Source organism: Hoskinsella mucinilytica (assembly GCF_045223415.1).
Classification (GTDB): domain Bacteria; phylum Bacillota_I; class Bacilli_A; order Erysipelotrichales; family Erysipelotrichaceae; genus Hoskinsella; species Hoskinsella mucinilytica.
In genome coordinates, this window is record NZ_JBEQZJ010000001.1 from 133,530 (window position 1) to 155,875 (window position 22,346).

Consider the following 22,346-nt stretch of genomic DNA (forward strand, 5'->3'; position numbering starts at 1 on the left):
ACTTTTTTTCATTTTGTTTGATAAAGTTTAGAAAAATTTTAGAATTTCATACGCTTTAGTTTAGGCTATGTAGGATAAACTAAGGCTATAGAAAGAAGGTGTTTTCATGGATTTGGCAATCAAGACATTTCATCATATGAAAGAAAAGGCTCGAACAGTGAAGAAATCTACATGGATCATAACAGCGATATTCGTTGGTATCATGATCGCATCTGCCATCTATGCTCTTGGACATATGGATATGAAAGAAATCCTTACAAGTATGAATGAGCTTCCGATCTTATTGAAATATATGGTGATGATTGCCTTAATTTCATTACAGATATTTATGGCATTTCTTCCAGGTGAGCCTTTGGAACTGGCCAGTGGTTATCTTTTTGGTGCCTGGCAGGGTACTTTGATTTGTCTAATCGGTTCTTGTCTTGGTACCGCTATTGTTTATTTCATAGTGAAAGTATTCAAACGTTCTGTGATCGATTTACTCTTTGATGAGAAAAAGGTGAATGAGGTAAGTGGATTATTTGCGAGCAAAAAGGGTATGATATGGACTTTCGTATTATTTTTGATTCCGGGCAGTCCTAAAGATATCATGACTTATTTGGTTTCTTTAGGTAATATCAAACTGTTTCAATGGTTGATGCTGACAACGATTGGTAGGATTCCAAGTATCGTAACATCGACTTTTCTATCAGGGTCTTTAAAGGAAGGAAATATTATTGGTGCCATCTTTGTCGCAATGATGACGATCCTGTTGGTTGTCGGAGGAACACTGTTTTATAAAAAAATGGTAAAAACCAATGAAAAAGTACAAGAAATACTATAAAATAGAGTTCATAAAGCAAAGGAAGGGATCATAATGAAACATACGATCTTATTGGTAGAGGATGAAAAAGGAATCAGAGAAACGGTAGCAATCTTTTTAAAGAATCAAGGCTATGATGTCTTACAGGCAGAAAATGGAAAAGAAGGCTTGGAATTGATCAAACAACATGATGTCCATTTGGCAGTTGTGGATATTATGATGCCTGTTATGGATGGAATAACGATGACGATGGAATTACGTCAACATTATGATTTCCCGGTACTTTTCTTAAGCGCAAAATCAGAAGATATGGATAAAATTACAGGATTGAATCTTGGCGCAGACGATTATATTACGAAGCCATTTGAGCCAATGGAATTGATTGCAAGAGTAAATACCAATATCAGAAGATATGAACAGATTCTATCCTTAAAACAAAATGCGCTAGCACAAGAGAATGATCATTGTTTAAAGGTTGGCGGTTTAAAACTGGACACCTTTACCAAAGAAGTCTTTGTACATGATCAAGCCATTCGATTAACCGCAAAAGAGTTTGCGATCCTTGCCTTATTGATGAGATATCCGGGTCGAGTATATTCTGCGGAAGAAATTTATGAAGCTGTTTGGAATGAGGAAGCCATCAATACGGAAACCATTATGGTACATGTAAGAAAACTAAGAGAAAAAATTGAAGTAAATCCAAAAAAACCGGAATATTTAAAAGTGGTATGGGGAATTGGATATAAAATAGAAAAAGGATAGGTGGATTATGAAGAAACAGAAAAAAATCTTTTCAGCTGTTTTTGCGGCCTTACTGGTGGTGATGACAAGCTGTGTTCTTATCTTATATGATAATGTAAGAACAAATACCGATAACAATAAGATAAAAGATTTTATCAATACAAGATTAGATGAAACGTTACAGTTATTTACGCTTGCGAAGGCAAAAGAGATAGACCCTGATTATCAGATAATTTCTTATGGGGAAGACGTAGGGGATGAGATTCGTGCATTGGTAAATCAGGAATTGGAAAAAGCAATGAAAGAGGCTGTTTATTATTTGGAAAACGACCAAAACTTTGTATATGAAATAAAAAATAATCAAAAAACTTTATCTCATCACCAAGAACTTATCAAAGAAGATGATGATAAAAATAGTTATCATCTTTACACCGTTATGCACTTTGATGAACAAGGAAAATTAGAATCAAAAGGAAATCAGAATTCTTTATATTATGATGAATTTCCTTTAGAAAGAATATTGAATCGATATATAGAAATGGAGTATAGCAGTACAGGGATGGATGAAGTAAATAGTTATGTTATCAATGGAAGTCAAATTGATATTGATGATATCAAACTGAATTTACCTAAAAATCTTGAAATCACTTATATTGTTCCTGAACAGCTTCAAATGGATGGTTACGTATATTCCTATATCAATTCTTGGGAAATTTATAATAGCTTTACTGCTCTGGGACTCTTGATCGGTAGTGGTATTTTGGCATTATTTATATTGTTTTATCCTATTCGCATTGTAGAGGAAACACAGCCATTTGTAAGTGTGAAAAAATGGAAATCGGGAGTACAACTGGTCTTGTTAAGTACAGGAATCACCTTTGGGTTCATGGGGGTCATGATCCTAACAGGAAATACATTAAATGGCTATGTAGGACATCTTTTACAAAGCTATGAGATCGGATTTTCCGGATGGCTTGTGATGATTGCGAACTTTATCATATGGTTATTGACCTTCTATCTTATCGCAATCGCTATGTTTCAGATCAAATATATCTTTGTACATGGGTTCTGGCGTTATGTAAAAGAAGATACGTTTACCGGTAGTTTCATTCGATATGTAAAACGGAAAATCAATGCGCTTATGGAAGTGGATTTATCAAACAATGTACAAAAGCACTTGTTGAAGCTTGTATTGATTCATATGATTATCATTATGGTGATTACGACCACTTGGATTGGTGGCTATGTGTTAAGTATCATTTATGCTGGATGCTTATTTGTTTGGTTGAAGAAAAAAACTGATGTCATCCAACAGGATTATCATAAGGTTTCTAATGCAATGAAGGAGCTTGGAAACGGTAATTTTGAAGTGGAAATCAATGAAGATGCCGGTATGTTCAATAGTTTAAAGGATGAATTCGGTCATATACGTTTAGGTTTTGAAAAAGCTGTTCAAGAAGAAACAAAGTCACAAAATATGAAAACAGAATTGATCAGTAATGTTTCTCATGATTTAAAAACACCGTTGACTTGTATCAAAAATTATATCGTATTACTACAAGATGATCATTTAGATGAAGCAACAAGGCATGAGTATTTAGATAATTTAAATCAATATTCAAATCGTTTGACGACACTCATCGAGGATCTCTTTGATGTAAGTAAAGTGAATAGCGGCAATATGAAACTGGAACGAATGAATATCAATCTTGTGGCATTGATCGAACAGGCCCAAGCCGAATGTATGGAGCTGTTAGAGGAAAAAGAGCTTTGTATCGTCAGTAACTATGCAAGTCATGAGATACAGCTGTATTTAGATGGTGGAAAAACCTATCGTATCTTTGAGAATTTGTTTACGAACATCGGAAAGTACGCTATGCCACATAGTAGGGTCTATATTGATGTGAATGAAACAACCGATATGGTTCATATCGCCTTTAAGAATATCTCTTATGCGCAGATGAATTTCACTTCTGAGGAAATTGTAGATCGATTTGTAAGAGGAGATAAATCCAGACATGAAGGGGGAAGTGGATTAGGACTTGCTATTGTAAAAAGCTTTGTAGAGGTACAAGGTGGTAAATTTGAAATTCAGATCGACGGAGATTTGTTTAAAGCACTCATATCGTTTCCTAAAAACATAAAAGCACAGAAGGATTAGGCGAAAGCTTAATCCTTTTGTTTAGAAATTCTTAAGTTTTTTCAGCACTTGTTTTGAAGAATCTATGGTTAAAATATGAGGTATAGGAAAAGGAGTCAAGGCGATGAATGATAAGATGAGATATGGTATTTTGGGGATACTGTTTACGATAATGGGAATCTTGGTATGTTTCAAATGCTTAAAAGCCCAAGCAATTCAAGAGGTCGTATTAGGCGCTGCTAGTTTGATTGCAGGGATGTATTATTTCTTTCTACTGGGTAAACAGGAATCATAAAGATTTAAGTGAACATCATGATGACATTTTTTTGTATTCGCTTACATTTTGTTTAAGTTGCTAGTGAAAAGGGATGGAAATGTGCTATAATGGAAACAGCTAAACAGAAAGGACGATAGAATATGTACAAAGATGTTTATGAAAGATGGTTACATCATCCTAACCTAGATCCTTCTTATAAAGAAGTGCTTGAAACCATGGATGAAACAGAAAAATCTGATGCGTTTTATACAACGATAGAATTCGGTACTGCAGGTATGAGGGGATTGCTTGGACCTGGTACCAATAGAATCAACCTTCACACGATCCGTAAAGCAAATGTTGGGTTTGCTGAATATATTGTAGCTCATGGAAAAGAAGCTATGGAGCGTGGCGTTGCGATTGGCTATGATAATCGTCATATGTCTTATGAATTCGCAATGGATTCCGCAAAAGTTTTGGCTACTTACAATATTCGCAGTTATGTGTTTGAAAGCTTGAGACCAACACCTGAGCTTAGCTTTGCGGTACGTCATTTCCATTGTTTCGGTGGTATCATGGTGACTGCCTCTCATAATCCTAAGGAATATAATGGATATAAATTATATGATGAAAAAGGATGTCAATTGGTTCCGGCATTGGCTCAACAGGTCATTGATCGTGTCAATGCAGTTGAGGATGAGCTTGCAATTACTGCAACGCCTAGTGCAGAACAAGAAGCTTTGATTACCGTAATTGGTAAAGCAGTAGATGAAGAATATTACGAAAATGTATTGAGCATTCAGTTAAATCCTAATGTAAATAAAGATCATATCAAAATTATTTTTACACCAGAACATGGAACTGCCAATATTCCGGTAAAAGAAGTATATACAAGAGCAGGATATCATTTCGTAGCTGTTGAAGAACAATGTACACCAGACCCTGATTTCTCTTGTACACCTACGCCAAATCCAGAGGAAAAGGGAGCGTATGATTTGGCATTGGAATATGCGAAACGAGAAGATGCCGATATCATTCTTGTATGTGATCCTGATGCAGATCGTATGGGTGTCGGTGTAAAGCATAAAGGAGAATGGCATTTATTGACAGGTAATCAAAGTGGTGCAGTATTGATCGAATATATTTTCTCTCAGCTTATGGATAAAGATCGTATGCCAAACAATCCGGTAATGTTTAATACCGTGGTAACAGGAGATCTTGGAGAAAAGATTGCGGATAAATATGGCGTTGCGACAGAAAAGACACTAACCGGATTTAAATTTATCGGTGAGAAAGTCGCAAAATACGAAAAAACAAATGAAAAACAATATGTGTTTGGATATGAAGAAAGCTATGGCTCTTTGATCAAACCGTTTGTACGTGATAAGGATGCTCCACAGGCTTGTTTGATGTTGGCAGAAGCAGCATGTTATTATCATGAATTAGGTAAGACATTGGTAGATGTATTATATGATCTATATGCAGAACTTGGTTATTATGAAGAAAGTCAAACATCTTTGAAACTAGCGGGACAAGAAGGGGCTGCACGAATTCAGGAAATTCTTGCGACACTTCGCACCAGCAATGTAGAAGAAATCAACGGTGTAAAAGTAACACGTTTTGAGGATTATAAAGAATCTCGTATTGTGGAAGATGGTAAAGAAAGTGAACTAAGCGGGTTTACAAAATCAGATGTATTAAAATATTATTTGGCAGATGGAAGTTGGATTGCTATTCGACCAAGTGGAACGGAGCCAAAATGTAAATTCTACTATTGTGTAAAAGGTACTTCTTTAGAGGATGCACATACAAAAACATTAGAATTCCAAAAAGCTGTAGAAAAAATGATAGAATAAAGTGTAAAAGGTGCTGATTTTCAGCATCTTTTCTGATTTTTTTTTGTAATATCATTTTTCATTTACATGTATGATATACTAACGAAGTCTATGAAGGCAATTTAGATGAGAGGAGATTATCAATATGAAAAAATTAATCGTTGCATTATGTGCATTGGTTGTACTTGGAGGGTGTGCATCAGGATCAAAGGAAGTTAAGACAGCATCATGTACCAGCAAAATAGACCAGAACGGCATTGTTCTTGACATGAAAATTGATTTTGATTACGAAGGGGAAAAAATTGTGAAACAGGTTCAAAAGGGAGTCATTTCTACTGAAGATGATTCTATCTATCAACAGATGAAAGCTATGATGGAAGCACAAGGTTATGCTGATAAATCAAAAGATATGGATGGTGTAACATACGAATTGAAAAATGATGATGCAAAAAAGACAATTACTGAAAACTTATCCATTGACTTAACGAAAATTTCAGGAAAAGATTATAAGATTTTGACCAATGGGGAAGCGGAGACCGGTGATGGAAAATTCATTATGGATTTAAATAAAACAATCGATGGATTCAAGGATCAAGGTTATACTTGCGCATTATAAGAATGATAAAAGATATCAGATGGACTGGTATCTTTTTTTCATATAGTTTTATAACAAAGTGTTGTATAATATTACTATAGAAAGAACGGTGACTAGGATGAAAAAAGCAGTAAAACTATTAGGTATCGCTACCGCAGGTGTAGTAGCAGGGGCGGCTATTTCATTTGTAAAGGATTATCATACAATGAAAAAAATGCAAGAAAAACTAGATAAGATGCCTGTGAATATGATGAAGAAAAAAATGGCTAAAATCAAAAGAAAAGAGGATCATATGACGATTGAGGTTCCTGATCATATGATGTTAGCAGACAAGTTGAGGGTATGTGCCAGAATCTTAAAGAACTAAAGAAAAGACTTCAAAATGAAGTCTTTTATATATGCTCTTGATAGGAAATACTAGTATAAACAAGTTGTTCGAAATCTTGAAAGCTTTGACATTCTTTTGCGGCTTCCATAACGGTATCATTGCTGAATAGGATGACCAAGGCTTCATATAGATCATGAAAGATTTTTTTATCTACCTTATTGATTGCGACAAGTAATACAATATGTACGATCTGACTACCCCATAAAATTCCCTGTTTAGAAACAGCCACGGAAATACAAGTTTTCCATGCTTCCATTTCCATCGCATGAGGAATTGCAATATTCACAAAACCTGTAGAAGCCGCAAGTTCACGAATCATTACTTTTTCCTCAAACTCATGATTGACATATTCCATATCTTCCATTTTCTGACATAAAGCATGAATCACATCATCCCGTTTTGCTGGAATAGGATCATATAAAAATAGCTCCTTAGAAAAGAAATCATGAAAGTTCTTCTTCAATATATAATTTTTTTGATTCATTTTCAGATTTTCTATGGTGGTTTGAAGATTAGAAAAGCTGGTTTCGGATTTAAAAGGTGGAATCATACATACTTCACGATGAATCGGCTGTTTCAATGGTATCGTGGTAATGAGTAGATCATAATGAAGTGGAGCCAATTCATCCTCATAAGAAACGGTTTGTATGATATTGATTTGATTACCGAAATCCATTAGTAAGCCGTTATAGATCGAGGTCGTAATGTTCATATAATCAGGACATAACAAAACACATCTTAGTTTGCTGTCATTTGTTTTTTGTCGTTCTATTTCTGCACCGATATGAAGTGCCAGAAACGTAACCTCATCCTCATTGATATCTACATGATAGCGATGCATGAGCTCTAAGGAAATAAAGATTGCAATGTCATAAACCGTGGGACAGCTAGCTTTGATGGCATCGACCATTGGGTTTTTGGTATAGGTTTTATGATGTGCACGAAGTAATAAATTTTTCAGATGAAGAGAGAAAGGTGTCACAAAACTTTCTTGATTCAAATCAATCAAATAACTTTCATTCACTTTATCGACGATATCTTTTGTTAATTGTAAGATATCTTCTCCTACCAAACGTTTTAGGCTATCTTTGGAACTAGGCATAGAAAAATTAGCGTTTGTTTTGAAAAGCATATAAATTTCGAACTGTTCATTTTTATTAAATTTGATATGAAACGTTTGTTCTAATTGTTCACATAACTCTGATACAAGTGAGCGCTCTATGTCGCTTTCAATGATAAAATCTTCCTTTTGTGTATCTACAAAATTGCCTTCTTTCATACGGTCGATGATAATGGTAAAGTGTAATAATAAATTGACAAAAGCAAAGTCATTGATATAATACTGATACTTTTGAAAGGTCGTATGGATGATGGAAGTGATCGCATCAATGGATATGTTTGAAAAGCTGTCTTTGATCATACTGGAATCCATAAATTGTTGTTCAGTTTCTTCATACATGACATAGCTAACAAGTTTTCGTTTGTCTTTTTCTGAACCATGTATTTTAACTGCATCATTTTCACAGGTGAAATGAACATGAAAGTTCGCAAAGGTTTTGTTCATTTTGGCGATATCTGCTTTGATGGTGGAATAACTGACATAAAGACTGTCACAAAGATCAAAGATATCAACATGAGAACTATGTCCCAACATAATTGCTTTGATGATATAGAAGCCACGTTGTTCACTTGTTTGCGGTAGCTCTTCTTCCTTTATAGATAACAATTCTCTTGCAGCATTTTTTTGAATCGTATAGCCATGCTTGCTTGATAAGATCGCTTTCTCTTTACTTAGCAGATTGATTTCAATAACATAGTTTTTTACAGAGCGTGTGGAAATAGATAACGCTGCTGCCAATTCTTTACTGGTAGCAGAGTTATGATCCATGAGATAGTTTAATAATTCAATATGCTTTTTCTTCATACGATTAGTCTCCTTAAACAGCCATGCGATATATATTATTATAAATTAGAGTCAAAGCGGTTACAACTGAAAAATTTCACCACATGGTGCAAAGAATTGAGTGATGAATTTGCACGATATGGTGCAAAACATAAGTTGAGAAAGGAAATGAATTCATGAATAATATAGGTGTACGAGGTACGAAAGCTTACAAAAGCGGAAAGGAGATCTTACCTCATGGAAAAAATGTTTATCATGTTATGTTGTGGTGCTGGGATGTCTAGTGGATTCTTAGCTAATCAGGCAAGAAAAGCTGCAAAGAAAAAGAAACTGGATGTTACGATAGAGGCACGTTCCCACACCGATGTGAACAGTTATCTATCTACCATCAACATTCTAATGCTCGGCCCACATTATGGTGGAGAACTGGATAAATGGGAAACCTTATGTCATCCTTATAATGTTCCGGTCGTTGTCATTCCACAAGATATTTATGCACAATTGAATGGGGATGCATTACTTGATTTAGCAATTGCAACCATCAATAAGTAAAAAAAGCTAAGATGGCAGTCTTAGCTTAAAGAAATCAAACACTTCGAAAATGGATTTCTTCATAACTATTATAGTGAAGTTATGGAGAAAAGAAAAGAGAAAAGGAGAAAAATCTATGAAAAGCTTTATGAATTGGCTATCCAATTCCTTTGCGCCAAAAATGAATACCTTATGTAGCAAACCTTGGATCGCCGCTGTATCTGCATCTATGCAGAAAATTATACCGTTTATCTTAACCGGATCTGTTATTTATTTCTATAACGTTTTCCGTTCCTATATTAGCGTACTTCCTGATTTGGGAATGATTGCGGATTATAGCTTCGGACTTATTTCATTGATATTAGCATTTGTCGTAGGACAACAATGTATGGAAAAATTAGGACATCCTTTCTATACGACAAACTGTGGTATCGTTTGTATGGCAGTATTTATGATGTTTATCATTCCTACTACAGATGAAGCAGGGAACATGATCATTCAAGGTGGAAGACTTGGCGCAAGTGGCATTGCAGTTGGTATTGTCGCAGGCTTGTTTACCTCTATCATCTTCAATCTTTACGCAAAACTTCACGTATTACAAGACTCTACCTCCATTCCCGATTTCGTCGTAGGATGGATCAATTATATCTTACCAACATTGATTACCTTAGGTCTTGGTATGATTTTGACAAAATATTGTAACTTCGATATCTTTGAAATCGTTATTTGGTTATTCTCACCACTTGCCAGCTTTGCACAAACGTATCCTGGTTTCGTATTATGTTGTTTTATTCCGGCTGTTTTATACAGTATGGGTATTTCATCTTGGTTGTTTGGCGCAATCACGACACCGATTTATTTAGCCGGTATTCAAGCAAATATCGATGCAGTTGCTAATGGGTTACCTGCAACCAATATCGCAACAAGTGAAGCGGTATTTACGGCCGCATTGATCACAATGGGTGGTATGGGAGCTACATTGGCATTAAATGTTATGATGTGTTTCTCTAAATCTAAACAGTTAAAAACCTTAGGACGTATCTTTATCGGACCATCTATCTTCAATATCAATGAACCGATCATCTTCGGAGCTCCTGTCGTATTTAATCCATTATTAATGTTACCTATGTGGATCAATGCATTGGTAGGACCAACCATCGTTTATGTTGTCATGCGTCTTGGCTGGTTGAACATTCCGGCAACTTTAAATCAGGTTGGTCAGGTACCTGTACCTATTTCAACCGTTATGATCACACAGGATATGCGTGGTGTTTTATGGGCAATTGTATTGTTTATTGTATACTTTGCTATTTGGTATCCTTTCTTTAAAGTATTTGAAAAACAAAAGCTAGCTGAAGAAGCAAATCAATCTTAGGGGGTATGAACATGGATATTATGGAAAATGAATTAGTCAGCACTGCGATGCAAATCATTCTGCATGCAGGAGATGCTAGAATTAAGGTAGAAGAAGCCTTAAAGGTCGCAAAACAATTTGATTTTACAAAAGCAAATGAAATCATGGAAGAAGCACAAGAATGTATTCGCCTTGCCCATGTATCACAAACAGAAGTTATTCAAAATGAAACCAGAGGTAAAAGCTATGAACCTTGCCTATTGTTTGCTCACGCTCAAGATACGTTGATGACCATTATGAGCGAGTATAATTTGGCGAAACAGCTTATTGAGTTCTTTGAAATTATGAATCGCAAAATAGAAAATAAATAGGAGGCTTTGCTATGTATACAGAATTTCCAAAAGACTTTTTATGGGGAGCCGCTACCAGTGCTTATCAAGTTGAAGGAGCAGCACAAGAGGATGGAAAAGGATTATCCCAACAAGATGTTGTCAATAAAGAATATGCTCAAAAAACAGGTTTTGCGGATGCTGAAATCGCATCTGATCATTATCACCATTATAAAGAAGATGTCGCCTTGTTCAAGGAAATGGGATTTAATTGTTATCGTTTCTCTATTGGTTGGAGTCGTATCTTTCCAAATGGTGTTGGTGAACCAAATCCAAAAGGTGTACAATTTTACCACAATCTGATCAATGAGTTAAAAGCAAATGGAATGGAACCGGTAGTAACTTTGTATCACTATGATTTGCCTATGGCCTTAGTTGATAAGTATGATGGATGGATCAATCGACAGGTAGTCAAAGATTTTGAATACTTTGCACGCTTTGTCATCAATGAGTTTAAAGACGATGTAAAATATTGGCTAACGATCAATGAACAAAGCATCATTGTTCAATATTGGACACAGAAATGTTATATCAGACCAGAGCTAAGAGATCAAAATCAATTACGTTATCAAATCAATCATCATATGAATTTAGCACATGCGATTGCCGTTAAATTGGTACATGAGCTGGTACCCGGTGGGATGGCCGGTGCTGCCCTTGGCTATTCTCCGATTTATCCATTAACCAGTAAACCGGAAGATGTCATGGCTGCACAAAATGCCCATGATTTACGAAATTCATACTATCTAGATGTTTATTTCAAAGGATTTTATAATAAATCCGCATGGATCTACTTACAAGAAAATGGCTTGGCTCCTTTGATGGAAGCAGGAGATGACGAGTTGTTGAAGGAAGGAATTTCTGACTTCCTTGCATTGAACTATTATGCAAGTGAATGTGCAAAATATTGTCCAGAGGATGCAGAAAGAAGATGGTCCGGCTTTAATCAATCAGGAAAGAAAGGCGAAATGTCAGGCTTTGAAACACAACCCGGATTCTATCAAATGTGTAAAAATCCTGAATTAGATACGACGGATTGGGATTGGGCAATCGATCCAACCGGTTTAGAATATATATTCCGTGATTTATATACAAGATACAATAAACCATTGATGGTAACCGAAAACGGGTTAGGAGCTTATGATACATTAGAAGATGGAAAAGTACATGATGAATATCGTATCGATTATTTAAGAGCACATATCAAGGCAATGAAAAAAGCAATACATTATGGTGCAGAAGTGATTGGATATATGCCTTGGTCTGCCTTAGATTTATTATCTACTAGCAATGGTGTCAAGAAACGTTATGGCTTTATTTACGTAGATCGAAGTGATGATGATCCTAAACAATGTGCACGTATTCGTAAAGATTCCTTTTATTGGTATCAACGAGTCATCGCAAGCAATGGTAAGGATGAAGAACTAGATCGTTTAGGTAAGGATTAAATCACATATTTAGAAGAAGGAGAACAATCATATGACAAAACAAATACCAACAGGATTTCCAAAAGACTTTCTATGGGGTGGAGCTTTTGCGGCTTGCCAGTGCGAAGGTGAATACGATAAGGATGGAAGAGGTCTTTCCACTTCTGATATTCATGAATATACAAAAGGATTGAATCGTGCCAAAATAGAAAAAGAAGGCGGAGGAACGTTAGAAGAAATCAAATTCAAAGCAACGGATACAGAAGGCTATTATCCTAAGCGCTATGGAATTAACTTCTATCACACTTATAAAGAAGACTTAGCTTTACTGAAAGAAATGGGATTCAAATGTTTCCGTACGAGCTTTTCTTGGTCAAGAATCTTTCCAAATGGAGATGAAACGAAACCTAATGAAGCAGGACTACAATTTTATGATCAATTGATTGATGAAATAATCAAGGATGGTATGGAGCCTATCATCACCATGTCTCATTACGATATGCCTTTACATTTGGTTACTGAATATGGAGGATTCGCAAATCGTAAAGTGATCGATTTCTTCGTGAATTATGCTACGGTATTATTGAAACGATTCAAAGGTAGAGTGAAATATTGGATCGTTTGTAATCAAATTAATTTAGTACCTGTCGTACAGTTTGGTTCCTTAGGAATCTATGATGATCAAGCAGAAAACATGGAAGAATTGATGTATCAGGCTGTACACAATCAATTTGTCGCATGTGCTAAGGTAAAGGCAATTGCAAATGATATTGACCCGGATGCTTTATTAGGAACGATGCTTGCAGATTGTACCTACTATCCGGCAAGCTGTAAGCCAGAGGATGTTGTCTTGACCATGCAGAGAAATCGTATGCAATACTTCTTTACAGATGTACAATTACGAGGAGAATATCCGGTATATGCACTTCGTTATTTCAAAGAGCACGATATTCATATCAAAATGGAAGCAGGCGATGAAGAACTTATCAAAGCAAATCCGATGCAGTTTCTGGCAGTATCTTATTACTCCAGTAAAATCGTAGATTCAACAAAGAATGGTATGGATCCAACGGATGCTGAACAAAATCCTAATCTGGCACCAACACCTTGGGAATGGCGTATGGATCCATTGGGCTTCTATAACTGCTTATCTCAATACTGGGATCGTTATCAAGTGCCTTTGATGATTGGGGAAAATGGCTTTGGTGCTTTGGATACAGTAGAAGCTGATGGAAAGATCCATGATCCTTATCGAATCGACTTTTTGAGAAAACATATCGAACAATTAAAAGAATGTATCAAAGATGGTGTACAGATCTTCGCATTCTGTGCATGGGGACCAATTGACATTGTCAGTTCATCTTCAGCTGAAATGAGCAAACGTTATGGCTTTGTTTATGTAGATCGTGATGATTTCGGAAATGGTTCTCAAAAACGTATCAAAAAAGATTCCTTTGATTGGTATCAACATGTCATCGAAACAAATGGAGAGGAATTATAAGGGATTGCTATCACAATAGAATACAAAAAATGCGCTAAATCTCAATAGAGGGAAGCGTATTTTTTATGCTTCAGACATAATAAGAATTTAAATCTTTAGAAAAACGCCTATGGAATTCGCTCTAATTATTATGATGAACAAAGTATGATAAAGCTTCATATGTTACAAATCATATATACAAAGAGAAAGATCATGCTTATATTGTTTTTCGTTTTTACGACTTTAGGCATTTTAAACTTTATCACTTATCCCAATAACATATTGCGTCTACAAAATTCATTATTTGCATTTTTGTCTGAACATCAGATAAATTCATTGTATACATTCATCACGAGCTTAGATATCAATTATGTGTTAGTATGTGTAGGATTTCTTGTATTATCTATCTTTTCAGCTATTTGTTATATTACGATTCATATTACATCTTATCTATTTTGGCAATCTCAAATAAAAAAAGCACTGATTTCCAATAATCTAGGAACAGTGCTTTTTATGATCTATGATATATTAGAATCAAGTAACATGTTTCATTAAATATTCCTTAATGCCAAGAAACATGAAAACTAGGAAGAATAATAAAAGTATAGATGGTATCATCATCATGCTCCTTTCTTAAGTTAGATACATCTAACTTATATTTCTATTATAATCTCTTATATACTTTCTGTCAATAAATTCCATAAAAATGGAAAAACTTGCATATTCAAACTATAAACTTTAACTTTCAAAGCATCAAAGAAATCTTATGAAAATGACAAAAAAATACACGGATTCCGTGTAACCCTTTACAATTTTATGAAAAAACCGATAAAAAAGCTATTTTTTATGTGCAAAATGGAGTAAAATAGAAGATAGAAAAAGACAGGGAGGATAAAACTGTGAAAAATAAAATATTGGATAATTATTATAAAGGACAGGCATTAGATGCCTATGAATTCTTTGGTGCGCATGCTTGTGTAGAAAAGGGTGTCAAGGGTGTAAGATTTACGACTTTTGCGCCTCATGCGAAAAGTATTCAAGTGATTGGTAGTTTTGATGGCTGGAGTTGTAAGGGACATCAAATGCGAAGAAAAGATACTCAGGGAGTATGGTCTATCTTTATCGGTGGCGCAAAAGTAGGGGATATGTATAAATATCGAGTTACACAGGCAACTGATCGTATTGTGGATAAAATGGATCCTTATGCATTTTATAGTGAGTTGAGACCTAATACCGCAAGTATCGTAGTAGATTTGAATTATAAGAAATGGTCAGATGAAAAATGGGTTGCATCAAGAGATAAAAGCTTTGATAAACCAGTGAATATTTATGAATTACATATTGGTAGCTGGCGTAAAGATGAAGATGTTGAGTGGGTAAATTATAAGGCAATTGCAAAAGAGCTGATTGCTTATGTGAAAGAAAACAATTTTACTCATATCGAATTGATGCCATTAAATGAGCATCCTTTTGATGGTAGTTGGGGATATCAGTGTAGTGGTTATTTCAGTGCTACATCTCGTTATGGAACACCACAAGATCTAATGTATCTGGTAAATGCTTGTCATAAAGCAGGCATTGGGGTCATTATGGATTTTGTACCGGTACACTTTGTGCGAGATGATTTCTCATTATCTTATTTTGATGGAACTCCACTATATGAATATGAAAAAGCAAATGATGCGGATTCACAATGGGGTACAGCTAACTTTAACTTATGGAAGGAAGAAGTTCGTTCTTTCTTAATGTCTGCGGCTGCATTTTGGATCGATAAATACCACTTTGATGGCTTACGTATGGATGCTATCAGTAATGTAATCTTCTGGCATGGTAATAAAGAACTTGGTGCGAACGAAGGTGCAATTCATTTTGTGAAGCGAATGAACTGGAACTTGAATCAAAAATTCAAAGGTGTGATGTTGATTGCCGAGGATTCCAGCGATTATCCTAATGTTACCAAAGCAACATCTGATGGTGGACTGGGATTTGATTATAAATGGGATTTGGGTTGGATGAACGATACTTTGAAATATCTTGAAAAAGACCCTGTGTATCGTAAATGGCATCATAATAATATTACCTTCTCAATGGCATATTTCTATTCTGAAAAATTCATCATGGAATTTTCACATGATGAGGTCGTTCATGGAAAGAAAACAATCGTAGATAAGATTTGGGGAACCTATGAACAAAAATTCTCTCAATTAAGAACATTGTATTTGTATATGTTTACTCATCCTGGTAAGAAACTGAATTTCATGGGAAACGAATTGGCACACTTTAGAGAATGGGATGAAACAAAAGAATGTGATTGGTTCTTATTAAAATATCCTGTTCATGATGCATTCCACAAATATTTCGCAAAACTTGGCGAAGTCTATAAAAAGACAGCGACCTTGTACGAACATGAATATGATTGGGAATCCTTCCAATGGATCGATGCGGATAATGCCGATGAAAACTTATTCTCTTATAAACGTGTGGGCAAGGATCGTGAATATATCATTATTTTGAATTTCTCTCCTAATGCATATAAAAAGCATCCATTTGGTGTTGGATATAGCGGAATGTACCATGAAGTCATCAATACTGAAATGGATGTATTCGGTGGTAGCTTAACAGAGAAACAAAAAATGAAGTCTATAAAGGAAGAATGTAATAAACAACCATTCTCAATTGAGGTTGATATTCCTGCTTTTGGTGGTATCATGTTAGAACATAAGGTTGTGAAACCAAAAGGGGCAACAAAAACGAAAACAGAAAAGAAGAAAAATGCATAGATATTGATTAGGAGCTTAAAAAGCAAATTATATATGAATTCTCATTAAATTACAGGTAAGGATCCATCTTTGGTAGGGGAGATCCTTACCTTTTCTTTTGTATGAAACAAACCATAAATGCACTCTTGATTGATCAATTTCTTTAAGGAGTTTTTGTTACACTTTTTAATGGGTCTTGGTAATCAAGAGATACTGATATCAAACGCAAATTGACGTGAAATCATGTGTTTTATACTCTATAAGATATAACTATATAGTGGTGATGAAATGGCTTAAAATGCAATTAAATTACAAAAATTAAAAACATTTCGAAAATATCTTGTAATTTAATTTCAAAATGCTATAATATACACGTGGAAGCGCTTTACAATGTTTTGAAAAATTAAAGAGGAGGATTTTACGATGGAAATTACTTTAGTGCTGATTTTTGTACTATGTTTGTACACAGCCGTTGGAGTTCTAGATCAGATTTCAATTCAGATCGGTGTTTATACTCCATTATTCGCAGCAACAGTGACTGGAGCATTGCTAGGAAACCTTGAATTGGGGTTAACAGTAGGTGCAACATTGCAGTTAATGACACTTGGCGTAGCAACTTATGGCGGAGCTACAATTCCGGATTATTTATCAGGTGCTATTATGGGAACTGCTTATGCTATTATCTCGGGAGAAGGGGCAGAATATGGTATTGCACTAGCTGTTCCAATCGGTTTATTGCTTACTCAACTTGACATTATTGGTCGTATGGCAAATTCATTCTTTCAACATTATGCAGATCGCTGTGCTGAAAAAGGAAATGTAAAGGGCGTAGAATTAGCAAATATTTTAGGTGCATTGCCTTGGATTCTATCTCGTGTCATTCCTGTATTCATAGGTTTATGCTTTGGAGAAGCAGTGGTTACATCTATCAACAGTATCATTCCAGTATGGTTTATGACAGGATTAAAAGCAGCTGGTGCGATTCTTCCTGCCTTGGGTATGGCAATCTTAATGCGTTACTTACCACTTAAGAAATACTACCCATACTTCATTATTGGATTCGTAATGATTGCTTACGGAAAGAGTATCTTCACAGTACTTTCTGTAGCATTGATTGGATTTGCATTCGCAGCTTTACATTATACGAAAATGAAAGATAGAACAGTTGCAGTAGCAGGTGTTGTACAAGATGATGAGGAGGTAGAAATCGATGGCTAACTCAAAGCTAACTAAAGGAGATATCAGAAAAGTTTATATTAGAAATTTATTTGGTTTACAATGGGGTTGGAATTATGAAAAAATGCAAGGACTTGGTTATGCATGGGTAATCATGCCAGCATTGAAAAGAATTTATAAAGATGATCCAGAAGGAATGAAGCAAGCGCTAAAAATGCAATTAGGTTACTTCAATACAACGCCTGCAATGTCTCATCTAATTGTTGGAGCAGACATGGCGTTAGAAGAAGAATTTGGAATTGACGCTGAAGAAGCGGTAGCTGGTTTAAAAACAGGATTAATGGGACCATTTGCTGGAGTAGGAGATACTTTATTCATCGCAATCTATAGAGCAATTGTGTTCTCAATCGCATCTTATATGGCATTGGAAGGAAATGTCTTTGGTTTACTGATTCCTATCATTGCATGTATCGCAGTATTGGCTGTACGTTATAAATTTACAACATTAGGTTATTCACAAGGAAAGAAATTAGCATCAGGATTTGCTGATAAAATTGCTCCAATTACAGAAGGAGCAGCTATCCTAGGGTTAACAGTAGTAGGTGGATTAATCGCTTCTGTTATCAATTACAATCTAGACTTAACATTCACAATGGGAGAAGTAGTATTATCTGTACAAGAAAACTTAGATAAGATTCTTCCATGTATGATTCCATTAGGAATTGTAATGCTATCTTATTGGTTATTAGGTAAGAAAAGCATGAATTCTACACGTTTAATCTTTGTCCTATTGTTACTAGGAATGTTCTTAGGGAACTTACAAAACATGTTAAACTGGGTAGTATCATTATTCTAAAATAAAATCAAAGGAGAAATCAGATATGCCAATCGTACACACAAGAATAGATGAACGTTTGATCCATGGTCAAGTCGCTATGGTTTGGACAAATACAGTAGGAGCAACACGAATTGCAGTTGTAAATGATGCTGCAATCAAAGATGAAATGATCATTGCAGGATTGAAAATGGCAAAGCCAGCAGGAGTTAAATTATCTATATTATCTAGAGCAAAAGCAGTAGAAAAATTCAAAAGTGATGTTTATGCACAAGATAAAGTGCTATTAATCACTAAAAATTTACAAGATGTAGCTTATTTAGTGGAAAATGGCGTAAAATTGAGTACAATTAATGTAGGAAATATAGCAAAAAGAGAAGGAGCAACACAAATCAAAAAGTCTGTATATGTAACACAAGAAGATGTGGATACGATACATGCTTTGATTGCAGCAGATGTAAAAGTAACGGCTCAGATGTTACCTACAGAATCTGATCAGTCTATTTTAGAATACCTTCCAAAATAAAAATAAGAAAGAGGAAGTCAATATGAATGTAAAATTAAAAATCAAAGATCGTTATCAGAAATTATCAAAAACTAATCGTCGTATAGCAGATGGCATTTTATCTGATGCTGATAGATTTTTAAAAATGACTGCTTTAGAAGCTGGTGAACAATATCAGACTTCCTCTGCATCAATTATACGCTTTACAAAAACATTAGGATATAAAGGACTGGAAGAGTTTAAAATCGCATTAGCAAAAGATCAATCAAGAGATGCAAAGGAGTATGATGTAGATACCATTGTTTCTCAAGATGATGATATTGCGACATTATGTCAAAAGGTTGAAATGCTGATTGATACAACAAATCATGATTTATTTGATGTATTAGATAAAGATGTTTTATCTGACGCTATTGAATGCTTAAGTCAAAGTGAAAATATTTACTTATTGGGAATCGGGGCATCTATGTTACCAGCATATGATATGTATCACAAATTAAAACGTATTCATATTAAGGCTCATTATGAATTTGATGCACACATGGCTGCTGAATTCTTCCATTATGTAACAGAGAAAGACTGTGTCGTTGCATTCTCTTATAGTGGATTATCAAAAGAGGTTATTTATCCTTGTTCTATTGCAAAAGAAAAGGGTGCTTGTATTATTGCTGTGACAAGAAATAATGCTGAATCTGCTTTAAGTAAATTGGCAGATATGATATTGAATGTACCTGATAAGGAACATTTAACCAGAACAGGTGCGATTAGTTCCAAGCATTCCTCAATGACAATTGTTGACTTGCTCTATCTAGGCATTACACAAAAAGATGAAAATATGTTTGAAGATAAACTCGTACACACCAGTCTATTAACAAGAGAATTAAAAGAAGATTAATAGGAAAGTGGTGAAATAATGGAAAATATCCATTCACTTACAACAGAAACGAACAATAAAGAAACAAAAAATATTGATCGTGTCACAACGTTGGAAGTATTAGAAATGATTAATAAAGAGGATAAAACTGTAGCTTATGCTGTGGAAAAAGAACTTCCTCAAATTGCCAAAGCAGTTGACCAAATAAAAGATAGATTTCAAAAGGGTGGTCGTATGATTTATATTGGTGCAGGTTCTTCAGGTAGAATGGGAACGCTAGATGCTGTAGAATTAACACCAACATATAATGTAGACCCAAGCCTTGCCTTTGGTATCATGGCTGGAGGAAAAGAAGCAATGTATCGTGCAATTGAAGGAGCTGAAGATTCTAAAGAATTGGCGATAGAAGATTTAAAAAATGTTAATTTAAATGAAAAAGATATTGTAATTGGTATTGCTGCTAGTGGTAGAACACCTTACACGATTTCTGCATTAGAATATGGTAATTCAGTTCATGCTCTTACCATATCAGTAAGCTGTAATGGAGAAAGCGAAATGGCAAAAGTTGCATCGATATCGATTGCTCCAGTTGTTGGTGCTGAAGTTATTAGTGGTTCAACGAGAATGAAAGCAGGAACTGCACAGAAAATGGTAGTTAACATGTTATCAACAGCCACTATGATTCAGGTTGGAAAAGTATATCAGAATTATATGGTAAATGTACAACCAACAAATGAGAAATTAGTAATACGTGCCATTCATATGATTAAGGAAATTACAGGTTTGTCTTTAGATGAAGCTACATCTTTATTTGAAGCATCAGGAAAAAATGTTGCAGTTGCAGTCATAATGAATGAAATAAAAGTGGATAAAGAAACAGCGTTTGAGGCATTAGAAAAGGCTCAAGGTAAAGTAATAGGAGCATTAGAACTATTATCCCATGAAAAAAAATAAAGAAATTGAGCGTTTTTTGCATCAGATGATTCATCATAAATATCTAGCTGGTGCATCTTACGCTTTTTTTACACCCAATTTTAAGGAAACTTATTATGATGGAGTGATGGGATGCATAGAACCTTTTGATCATCGGCGGTTAGAGGAATGTCTTTTATATGATTTGGCGTCGTTAACGAAAGTAGTCGCAACTACGACAAGAATTTTGCAGATGATCAATGAAAAAAAACTACAGCTATCTACACCTGTTTGCGAAATTTTATCAGAATATCGATACCAAAGTACGACGATAGAAGATCTGCTCTTGCATAGAAGTGGATTACCTGCCGAAGTGATAGATAAGCAATTATTGACAAAAGAAACCATTAGAGAAAAAGTTTATGATACGAATATTGAAAATGAAATGATCCATCAGACATGTTATTCGGATGTAGGCTTTATCTTATTAGGTTTTGTAATTGAAAAACTGGATCAATTAAGTTTAGAGGAAAGTTTCCAAAAGCATATTGCTAAACCGTTAGAAATGGAACATACATCATACCATGTTTATAACAAACAAAAAGCAATCCCTACTGAGATTACAAATGAGCGTGGTTGTATATGTGGAGAAGTACATGATTCAAAAGCATACTTGTTAGGAGAAAGTGGAAGCGCTGGTTTATTTTCTACTTTGCAAGATCTAGTAAGTTTTGGCCAAGCAATGCTATCAGAAAACAATAAACTATTTGAAAAAGAAATCTTTGAATTGTTAAAAAGTGTTACTATACAAAGAAGAGGTTTAGGATGGGAAAAGCCTTATAAAGAGAGTGTATTATATCATACAGGATTTACTGGGACATCGATATTATTAGATATGGATAAGAAACAAGGATTTATATTATTAACAAATCGAATCCATCCAGATCGCAATCAAACTGACTTTTTAGTATTACGAAATAAATTAAACAAAATATATTTGGAGGAATAAAATGAAACCTAATCTAATTGTGACAAGCCATGGTAATTTGGCATCAGAAGTAGTGAAATCAGCGAGCATGATCGTGGGAGAAGTTGCAAATGTTAGTACTGTTTGCATGGCTGCTGAAGATGGACTAGAAGGAACAACAGTTAAAATGAAAGATGCAATATCAAAATATGCTGGTAAACCTATTGTGATATTAGCTGATTTATTTGGAGGTACTCCATTTAATGTTGCAATGATGTTAAGTAAACAACAAAGCAATGTGAAAGTAGTATCCGGTTTAAATTTGGGAATGGTCGTTGAGTATGCAGTTTCTCAACTGGAAGATGAAACAGAATTGGCACAATACTTATGTACGATTGGGAAAGCTGGTATTGTGGTACCTCAAGAAGACGAGGAAGATGATGATTTAGAAATAGAATAAAAAGAAAAGGAAAAGAA

Annotated in this window: 21 protein-coding genes; 20 read left to right on the forward strand and 1 reads right to left on the reverse strand. The window is 34.9% G+C overall.

Features of this window, described 5'->3' with window-relative positions; genetic code table 11:
• Positions 1 to 106: 106 nt before the first annotated feature.
• The 7 genes from UGRO018_RS00615 to UGRO018_RS00645 all read left to right on the forward strand — a co-directional run bounded on the left by UGRO018_RS00615 (position 107) and on the right by UGRO018_RS00645 (position 6,736).
• Positions 107 to 823, forward strand: coding sequence for a TVP38/TMEM64 family protein (locus tag UGRO018_RS00615; protein WP_416324511.1), 717 nt, complete (start codon positions 107 to 109; stop codon positions 821 to 823).
• Between the two features lie 33 nt (positions 824 to 856).
• The gene (locus UGRO018_RS00620) at positions 857 to 1,564 is read left to right on the forward strand and encodes a response regulator transcription factor (protein WP_416324512.1); all 708 of its coding nucleotides are present in this window, start codon (positions 857 to 859) and stop codon (positions 1,562 to 1,564) included.
• 7 nt (positions 1,565 to 1,571) lie between these two features.
• Positions 1,572 to 3,704, forward strand: coding sequence for a sensor histidine kinase (locus tag UGRO018_RS00625; protein WP_416324513.1), 2,133 nt, complete (start codon positions 1,572 to 1,574; stop codon positions 3,702 to 3,704).
• A 103-nt stretch (positions 3,705 to 3,807) separates the two neighbouring features.
• Positions 3,808 to 3,978 (forward strand): hypothetical protein, encoded by a 171-nt coding sequence (locus tag UGRO018_RS00630; RefSeq protein WP_416324514.1) that lies wholly within the window; start codon positions 3,808 to 3,810, stop codon positions 3,976 to 3,978.
• 122 nt (positions 3,979 to 4,100) lie between these two features.
• Positions 4,101 to 5,795: a phospho-sugar mutase gene (locus UGRO018_RS00635; protein ID WP_416324515.1), complete on the forward strand. Its 1,695-nt coding sequence runs from the start codon at positions 4,101 to 4,103 to the stop codon at positions 5,793 to 5,795.
• 124 nt (positions 5,796 to 5,919) lie between these two features.
• Positions 5,920 to 6,390: a DUF1307 domain-containing protein gene (locus UGRO018_RS00640; RefSeq protein ID WP_416324516.1), complete on the forward strand. Its 471-nt coding sequence runs from the start codon at positions 5,920 to 5,922 to the stop codon at positions 6,388 to 6,390.
• A gap of 97 nt (positions 6,391 to 6,487) precedes the next feature.
• Positions 6,488 to 6,736 (forward strand): hypothetical protein, encoded by a 249-nt coding sequence (locus UGRO018_RS00645; RefSeq protein ID WP_416324517.1) that lies wholly within the window; start codon positions 6,488 to 6,490, stop codon positions 6,734 to 6,736.
• Between the two features lie 25 nt (positions 6,737 to 6,761).
• Here UGRO018_RS00645 and UGRO018_RS00650 read toward each other — a convergent pair whose 3' ends face one another.
• The gene (locus UGRO018_RS00650) at positions 6,762 to 8,681 is read right to left on the reverse strand and encodes a BglG family transcription antiterminator (RefSeq protein WP_416324518.1); all 1,920 of its coding nucleotides are present in this window, start codon (positions 8,679 to 8,681) and stop codon (positions 6,762 to 6,764) included.
• A 216-nt stretch (positions 8,682 to 8,897) separates the two neighbouring features.
• Here UGRO018_RS00650 and UGRO018_RS00655 point away from each other — a divergent pair, with 216 nt between their 5' ends.
• The 13 genes from UGRO018_RS00655 to UGRO018_RS00715 all read left to right on the forward strand — a co-directional run bounded on the left by UGRO018_RS00655 (position 8,898) and on the right by UGRO018_RS00715 (position 22,329).
• The gene (locus tag UGRO018_RS00655; protein WP_416324519.1) at positions 8,898 to 9,212 is read left to right on the forward strand and encodes a PTS sugar transporter subunit IIB; all 315 of its coding nucleotides are present in this window, start codon (positions 8,898 to 8,900) and stop codon (positions 9,210 to 9,212) included.
• Positions 9,213 to 9,327: 115 nt separating this feature from the next.
• Positions 9,328 to 10,566, forward strand: a complete 1,239-nt coding sequence (locus UGRO018_RS00660; RefSeq protein ID WP_416324520.1) for a PTS sugar transporter subunit IIC — start codon at positions 9,328 to 9,330, stop codon at positions 10,564 to 10,566.
• An 11-nt stretch (positions 10,567 to 10,577) separates the two neighbouring features.
• Positions 10,578 to 10,916: a PTS lactose/cellobiose transporter subunit IIA gene (locus tag UGRO018_RS00665; RefSeq protein ID WP_416324521.1), complete on the forward strand. Its 339-nt coding sequence runs from the start codon at positions 10,578 to 10,580 to the stop codon at positions 10,914 to 10,916.
• An 11-nt stretch (positions 10,917 to 10,927) separates the two neighbouring features.
• Positions 10,928 to 12,382 (forward strand): glycoside hydrolase family 1 protein, encoded by a 1,455-nt coding sequence (locus tag UGRO018_RS00670; RefSeq protein WP_416324522.1) that lies wholly within the window; start codon positions 10,928 to 10,930, stop codon positions 12,380 to 12,382.
• A gap of 31 nt (positions 12,383 to 12,413) precedes the next feature.
• Positions 12,414 to 13,862 carry a glycoside hydrolase family 1 protein gene (locus tag UGRO018_RS00675; RefSeq protein WP_416324523.1) on the forward strand — a complete coding sequence of 483 codons (1,449 nt, stop codon included), beginning with the start codon at positions 12,414 to 12,416 and terminating at the stop codon, positions 13,860 to 13,862.
• Between the two features lie 878 nt (positions 13,863 to 14,740).
• On the forward strand, positions 14,741 to 16,621 hold the full coding sequence (gene glgB / locus UGRO018_RS00680) for a 1,4-alpha-glucan branching protein GlgB (protein ID WP_416324524.1): 1,881 nt from the start codon (positions 14,741 to 14,743) through the stop codon (positions 16,619 to 16,621).
• Between the two features lie 402 nt (positions 16,622 to 17,023).
• Positions 17,024 to 17,818 (forward strand): PTS mannose/fructose/sorbose/N-acetylgalactosamine transporter subunit IIC, encoded by a 795-nt coding sequence (locus UGRO018_RS00685; protein WP_416324525.1) that lies wholly within the window; start codon positions 17,024 to 17,026, stop codon positions 17,816 to 17,818.
• Positions 17,811 to 18,632: a PTS system mannose/fructose/sorbose family transporter subunit IID gene (locus UGRO018_RS00690; protein WP_416324526.1), complete on the forward strand. Its 822-nt coding sequence runs from the start codon at positions 17,811 to 17,813 to the stop codon at positions 18,630 to 18,632. Before UGRO018_RS00685 ends, UGRO018_RS00690 begins: the two co-directional genes overlap by 8 nt.
• Positions 18,633 to 18,657: 25 nt before the next feature.
• On the forward strand, positions 18,658 to 19,137 hold the full coding sequence (locus tag UGRO018_RS00695) for a PTS sugar transporter subunit IIB (protein ID WP_416324527.1): 480 nt from the start codon (positions 18,658 to 18,660) through the stop codon (positions 19,135 to 19,137).
• Between the two features lie 22 nt (positions 19,138 to 19,159).
• The gene (locus UGRO018_RS00700; protein ID WP_416324528.1) at positions 19,160 to 20,011 is read left to right on the forward strand and encodes a MurR/RpiR family transcriptional regulator; all 852 of its coding nucleotides are present in this window, start codon (positions 19,160 to 19,162) and stop codon (positions 20,009 to 20,011) included.
• 18 nt (positions 20,012 to 20,029) lie between these two features.
• Positions 20,030 to 20,944, forward strand: a complete 915-nt coding sequence (gene murQ, locus UGRO018_RS00705) for an N-acetylmuramic acid 6-phosphate etherase (RefSeq protein WP_416324529.1) — start codon at positions 20,030 to 20,032, stop codon at positions 20,942 to 20,944.
• Positions 20,931 to 21,911, forward strand: coding sequence for a serine hydrolase domain-containing protein (locus UGRO018_RS00710; protein WP_416324530.1), 981 nt, complete (start codon positions 20,931 to 20,933; stop codon positions 21,909 to 21,911). Before murQ ends, UGRO018_RS00710 begins: the two co-directional genes overlap by 14 nt.
• A gap of 1 nt (position 21,912) precedes the next feature.
• The gene (locus tag UGRO018_RS00715; protein WP_416324531.1) at positions 21,913 to 22,329 is read left to right on the forward strand and encodes a PTS sugar transporter subunit IIA; all 417 of its coding nucleotides are present in this window, start codon (positions 21,913 to 21,915) and stop codon (positions 22,327 to 22,329) included.
• Positions 22,330 to 22,346 lie beyond the last annotated feature (17 nt).

What these genes read in the sequence shown, in the direction of transcription:
- UGRO018_RS00665 (WP_416324521.1), top strand. Translation starts at nt 10,578, where the DNA reads ATGGATATTATGGAAAATGAATTAGTCAGCACTGCGATGCAAATCATT.
- UGRO018_RS00700 (WP_416324528.1), top strand. Translation starts at nt 19,160, where the DNA reads ATGAATGTAAAATTAAAAATCAAAGATCGTTATCAGAAATTATCAAAA.
- UGRO018_RS00640 (WP_416324516.1), top strand. Translation starts at nt 5,920, where the DNA reads ATGAAAAAATTAATCGTTGCATTATGTGCATTGGTTGTACTTGGAGGG.
- UGRO018_RS00630 (WP_416324514.1), top strand. Translation starts at nt 3,808, where the DNA reads ATGAATGATAAGATGAGATATGGTATTTTGGGGATACTGTTTACGATA.
- UGRO018_RS00660 (WP_416324520.1), top strand. Translation starts at nt 9,328, where the DNA reads ATGAAAAGCTTTATGAATTGGCTATCCAATTCCTTTGCGCCAAAAATG.
- UGRO018_RS00675 (WP_416324523.1), top strand. Translation starts at nt 12,414, where the DNA reads ATGACAAAACAAATACCAACAGGATTTCCAAAAGACTTTCTATGGGGT.
- UGRO018_RS00710 (WP_416324530.1), top strand. Translation starts at nt 20,931, where the DNA reads ATGAAAAAAAATAAAGAAATTGAGCGTTTTTTGCATCAGATGATTCAT.
- UGRO018_RS00685 (WP_416324525.1), top strand. Translation starts at nt 17,024, where the DNA reads ATGGAAATTACTTTAGTGCTGATTTTTGTACTATGTTTGTACACAGCC.
- murQ (WP_416324529.1), top strand. Translation starts at nt 20,030, where the DNA reads ATGGAAAATATCCATTCACTTACAACAGAAACGAACAATAAAGAAACA.
- UGRO018_RS00670 (WP_416324522.1), top strand. Translation starts at nt 10,928, where the DNA reads ATGTATACAGAATTTCCAAAAGACTTTTTATGGGGAGCCGCTACCAGT.
- UGRO018_RS00650 (WP_416324518.1), bottom strand. Translation starts at nt 8,681, where the DNA reads ATGAAGAAAAAGCATATTGAATTATTAAACTATCTCATGGATCATAAC.
- UGRO018_RS00695 (WP_416324527.1), top strand. Translation starts at nt 18,658, where the DNA reads ATGCCAATCGTACACACAAGAATAGATGAACGTTTGATCCATGGTCAA.
- UGRO018_RS00715 (WP_416324531.1), top strand. Translation starts at nt 21,913, where the DNA reads ATGAAACCTAATCTAATTGTGACAAGCCATGGTAATTTGGCATCAGAA.
- UGRO018_RS00635 (WP_416324515.1), top strand. Translation starts at nt 4,101, where the DNA reads ATGTACAAAGATGTTTATGAAAGATGGTTACATCATCCTAACCTAGAT.
- UGRO018_RS00615 (WP_416324511.1), top strand. Translation starts at nt 107, where the DNA reads ATGGATTTGGCAATCAAGACATTTCATCATATGAAAGAAAAGGCTCGA.
- UGRO018_RS00625 (WP_416324513.1), top strand. Translation starts at nt 1,572, where the DNA reads ATGAAGAAACAGAAAAAAATCTTTTCAGCTGTTTTTGCGGCCTTACTG.
- UGRO018_RS00690 (WP_416324526.1), top strand. Translation starts at nt 17,811, where the DNA reads ATGGCTAACTCAAAGCTAACTAAAGGAGATATCAGAAAAGTTTATATT.
- UGRO018_RS00645 (WP_416324517.1), top strand. Translation starts at nt 6,488, where the DNA reads ATGAAAAAAGCAGTAAAACTATTAGGTATCGCTACCGCAGGTGTAGTA.
- UGRO018_RS00655 (WP_416324519.1), top strand. Translation starts at nt 8,898, where the DNA reads ATGGAAAAAATGTTTATCATGTTATGTTGTGGTGCTGGGATGTCTAGT.
- UGRO018_RS00620 (WP_416324512.1), top strand. Translation starts at nt 857, where the DNA reads ATGAAACATACGATCTTATTGGTAGAGGATGAAAAAGGAATCAGAGAA.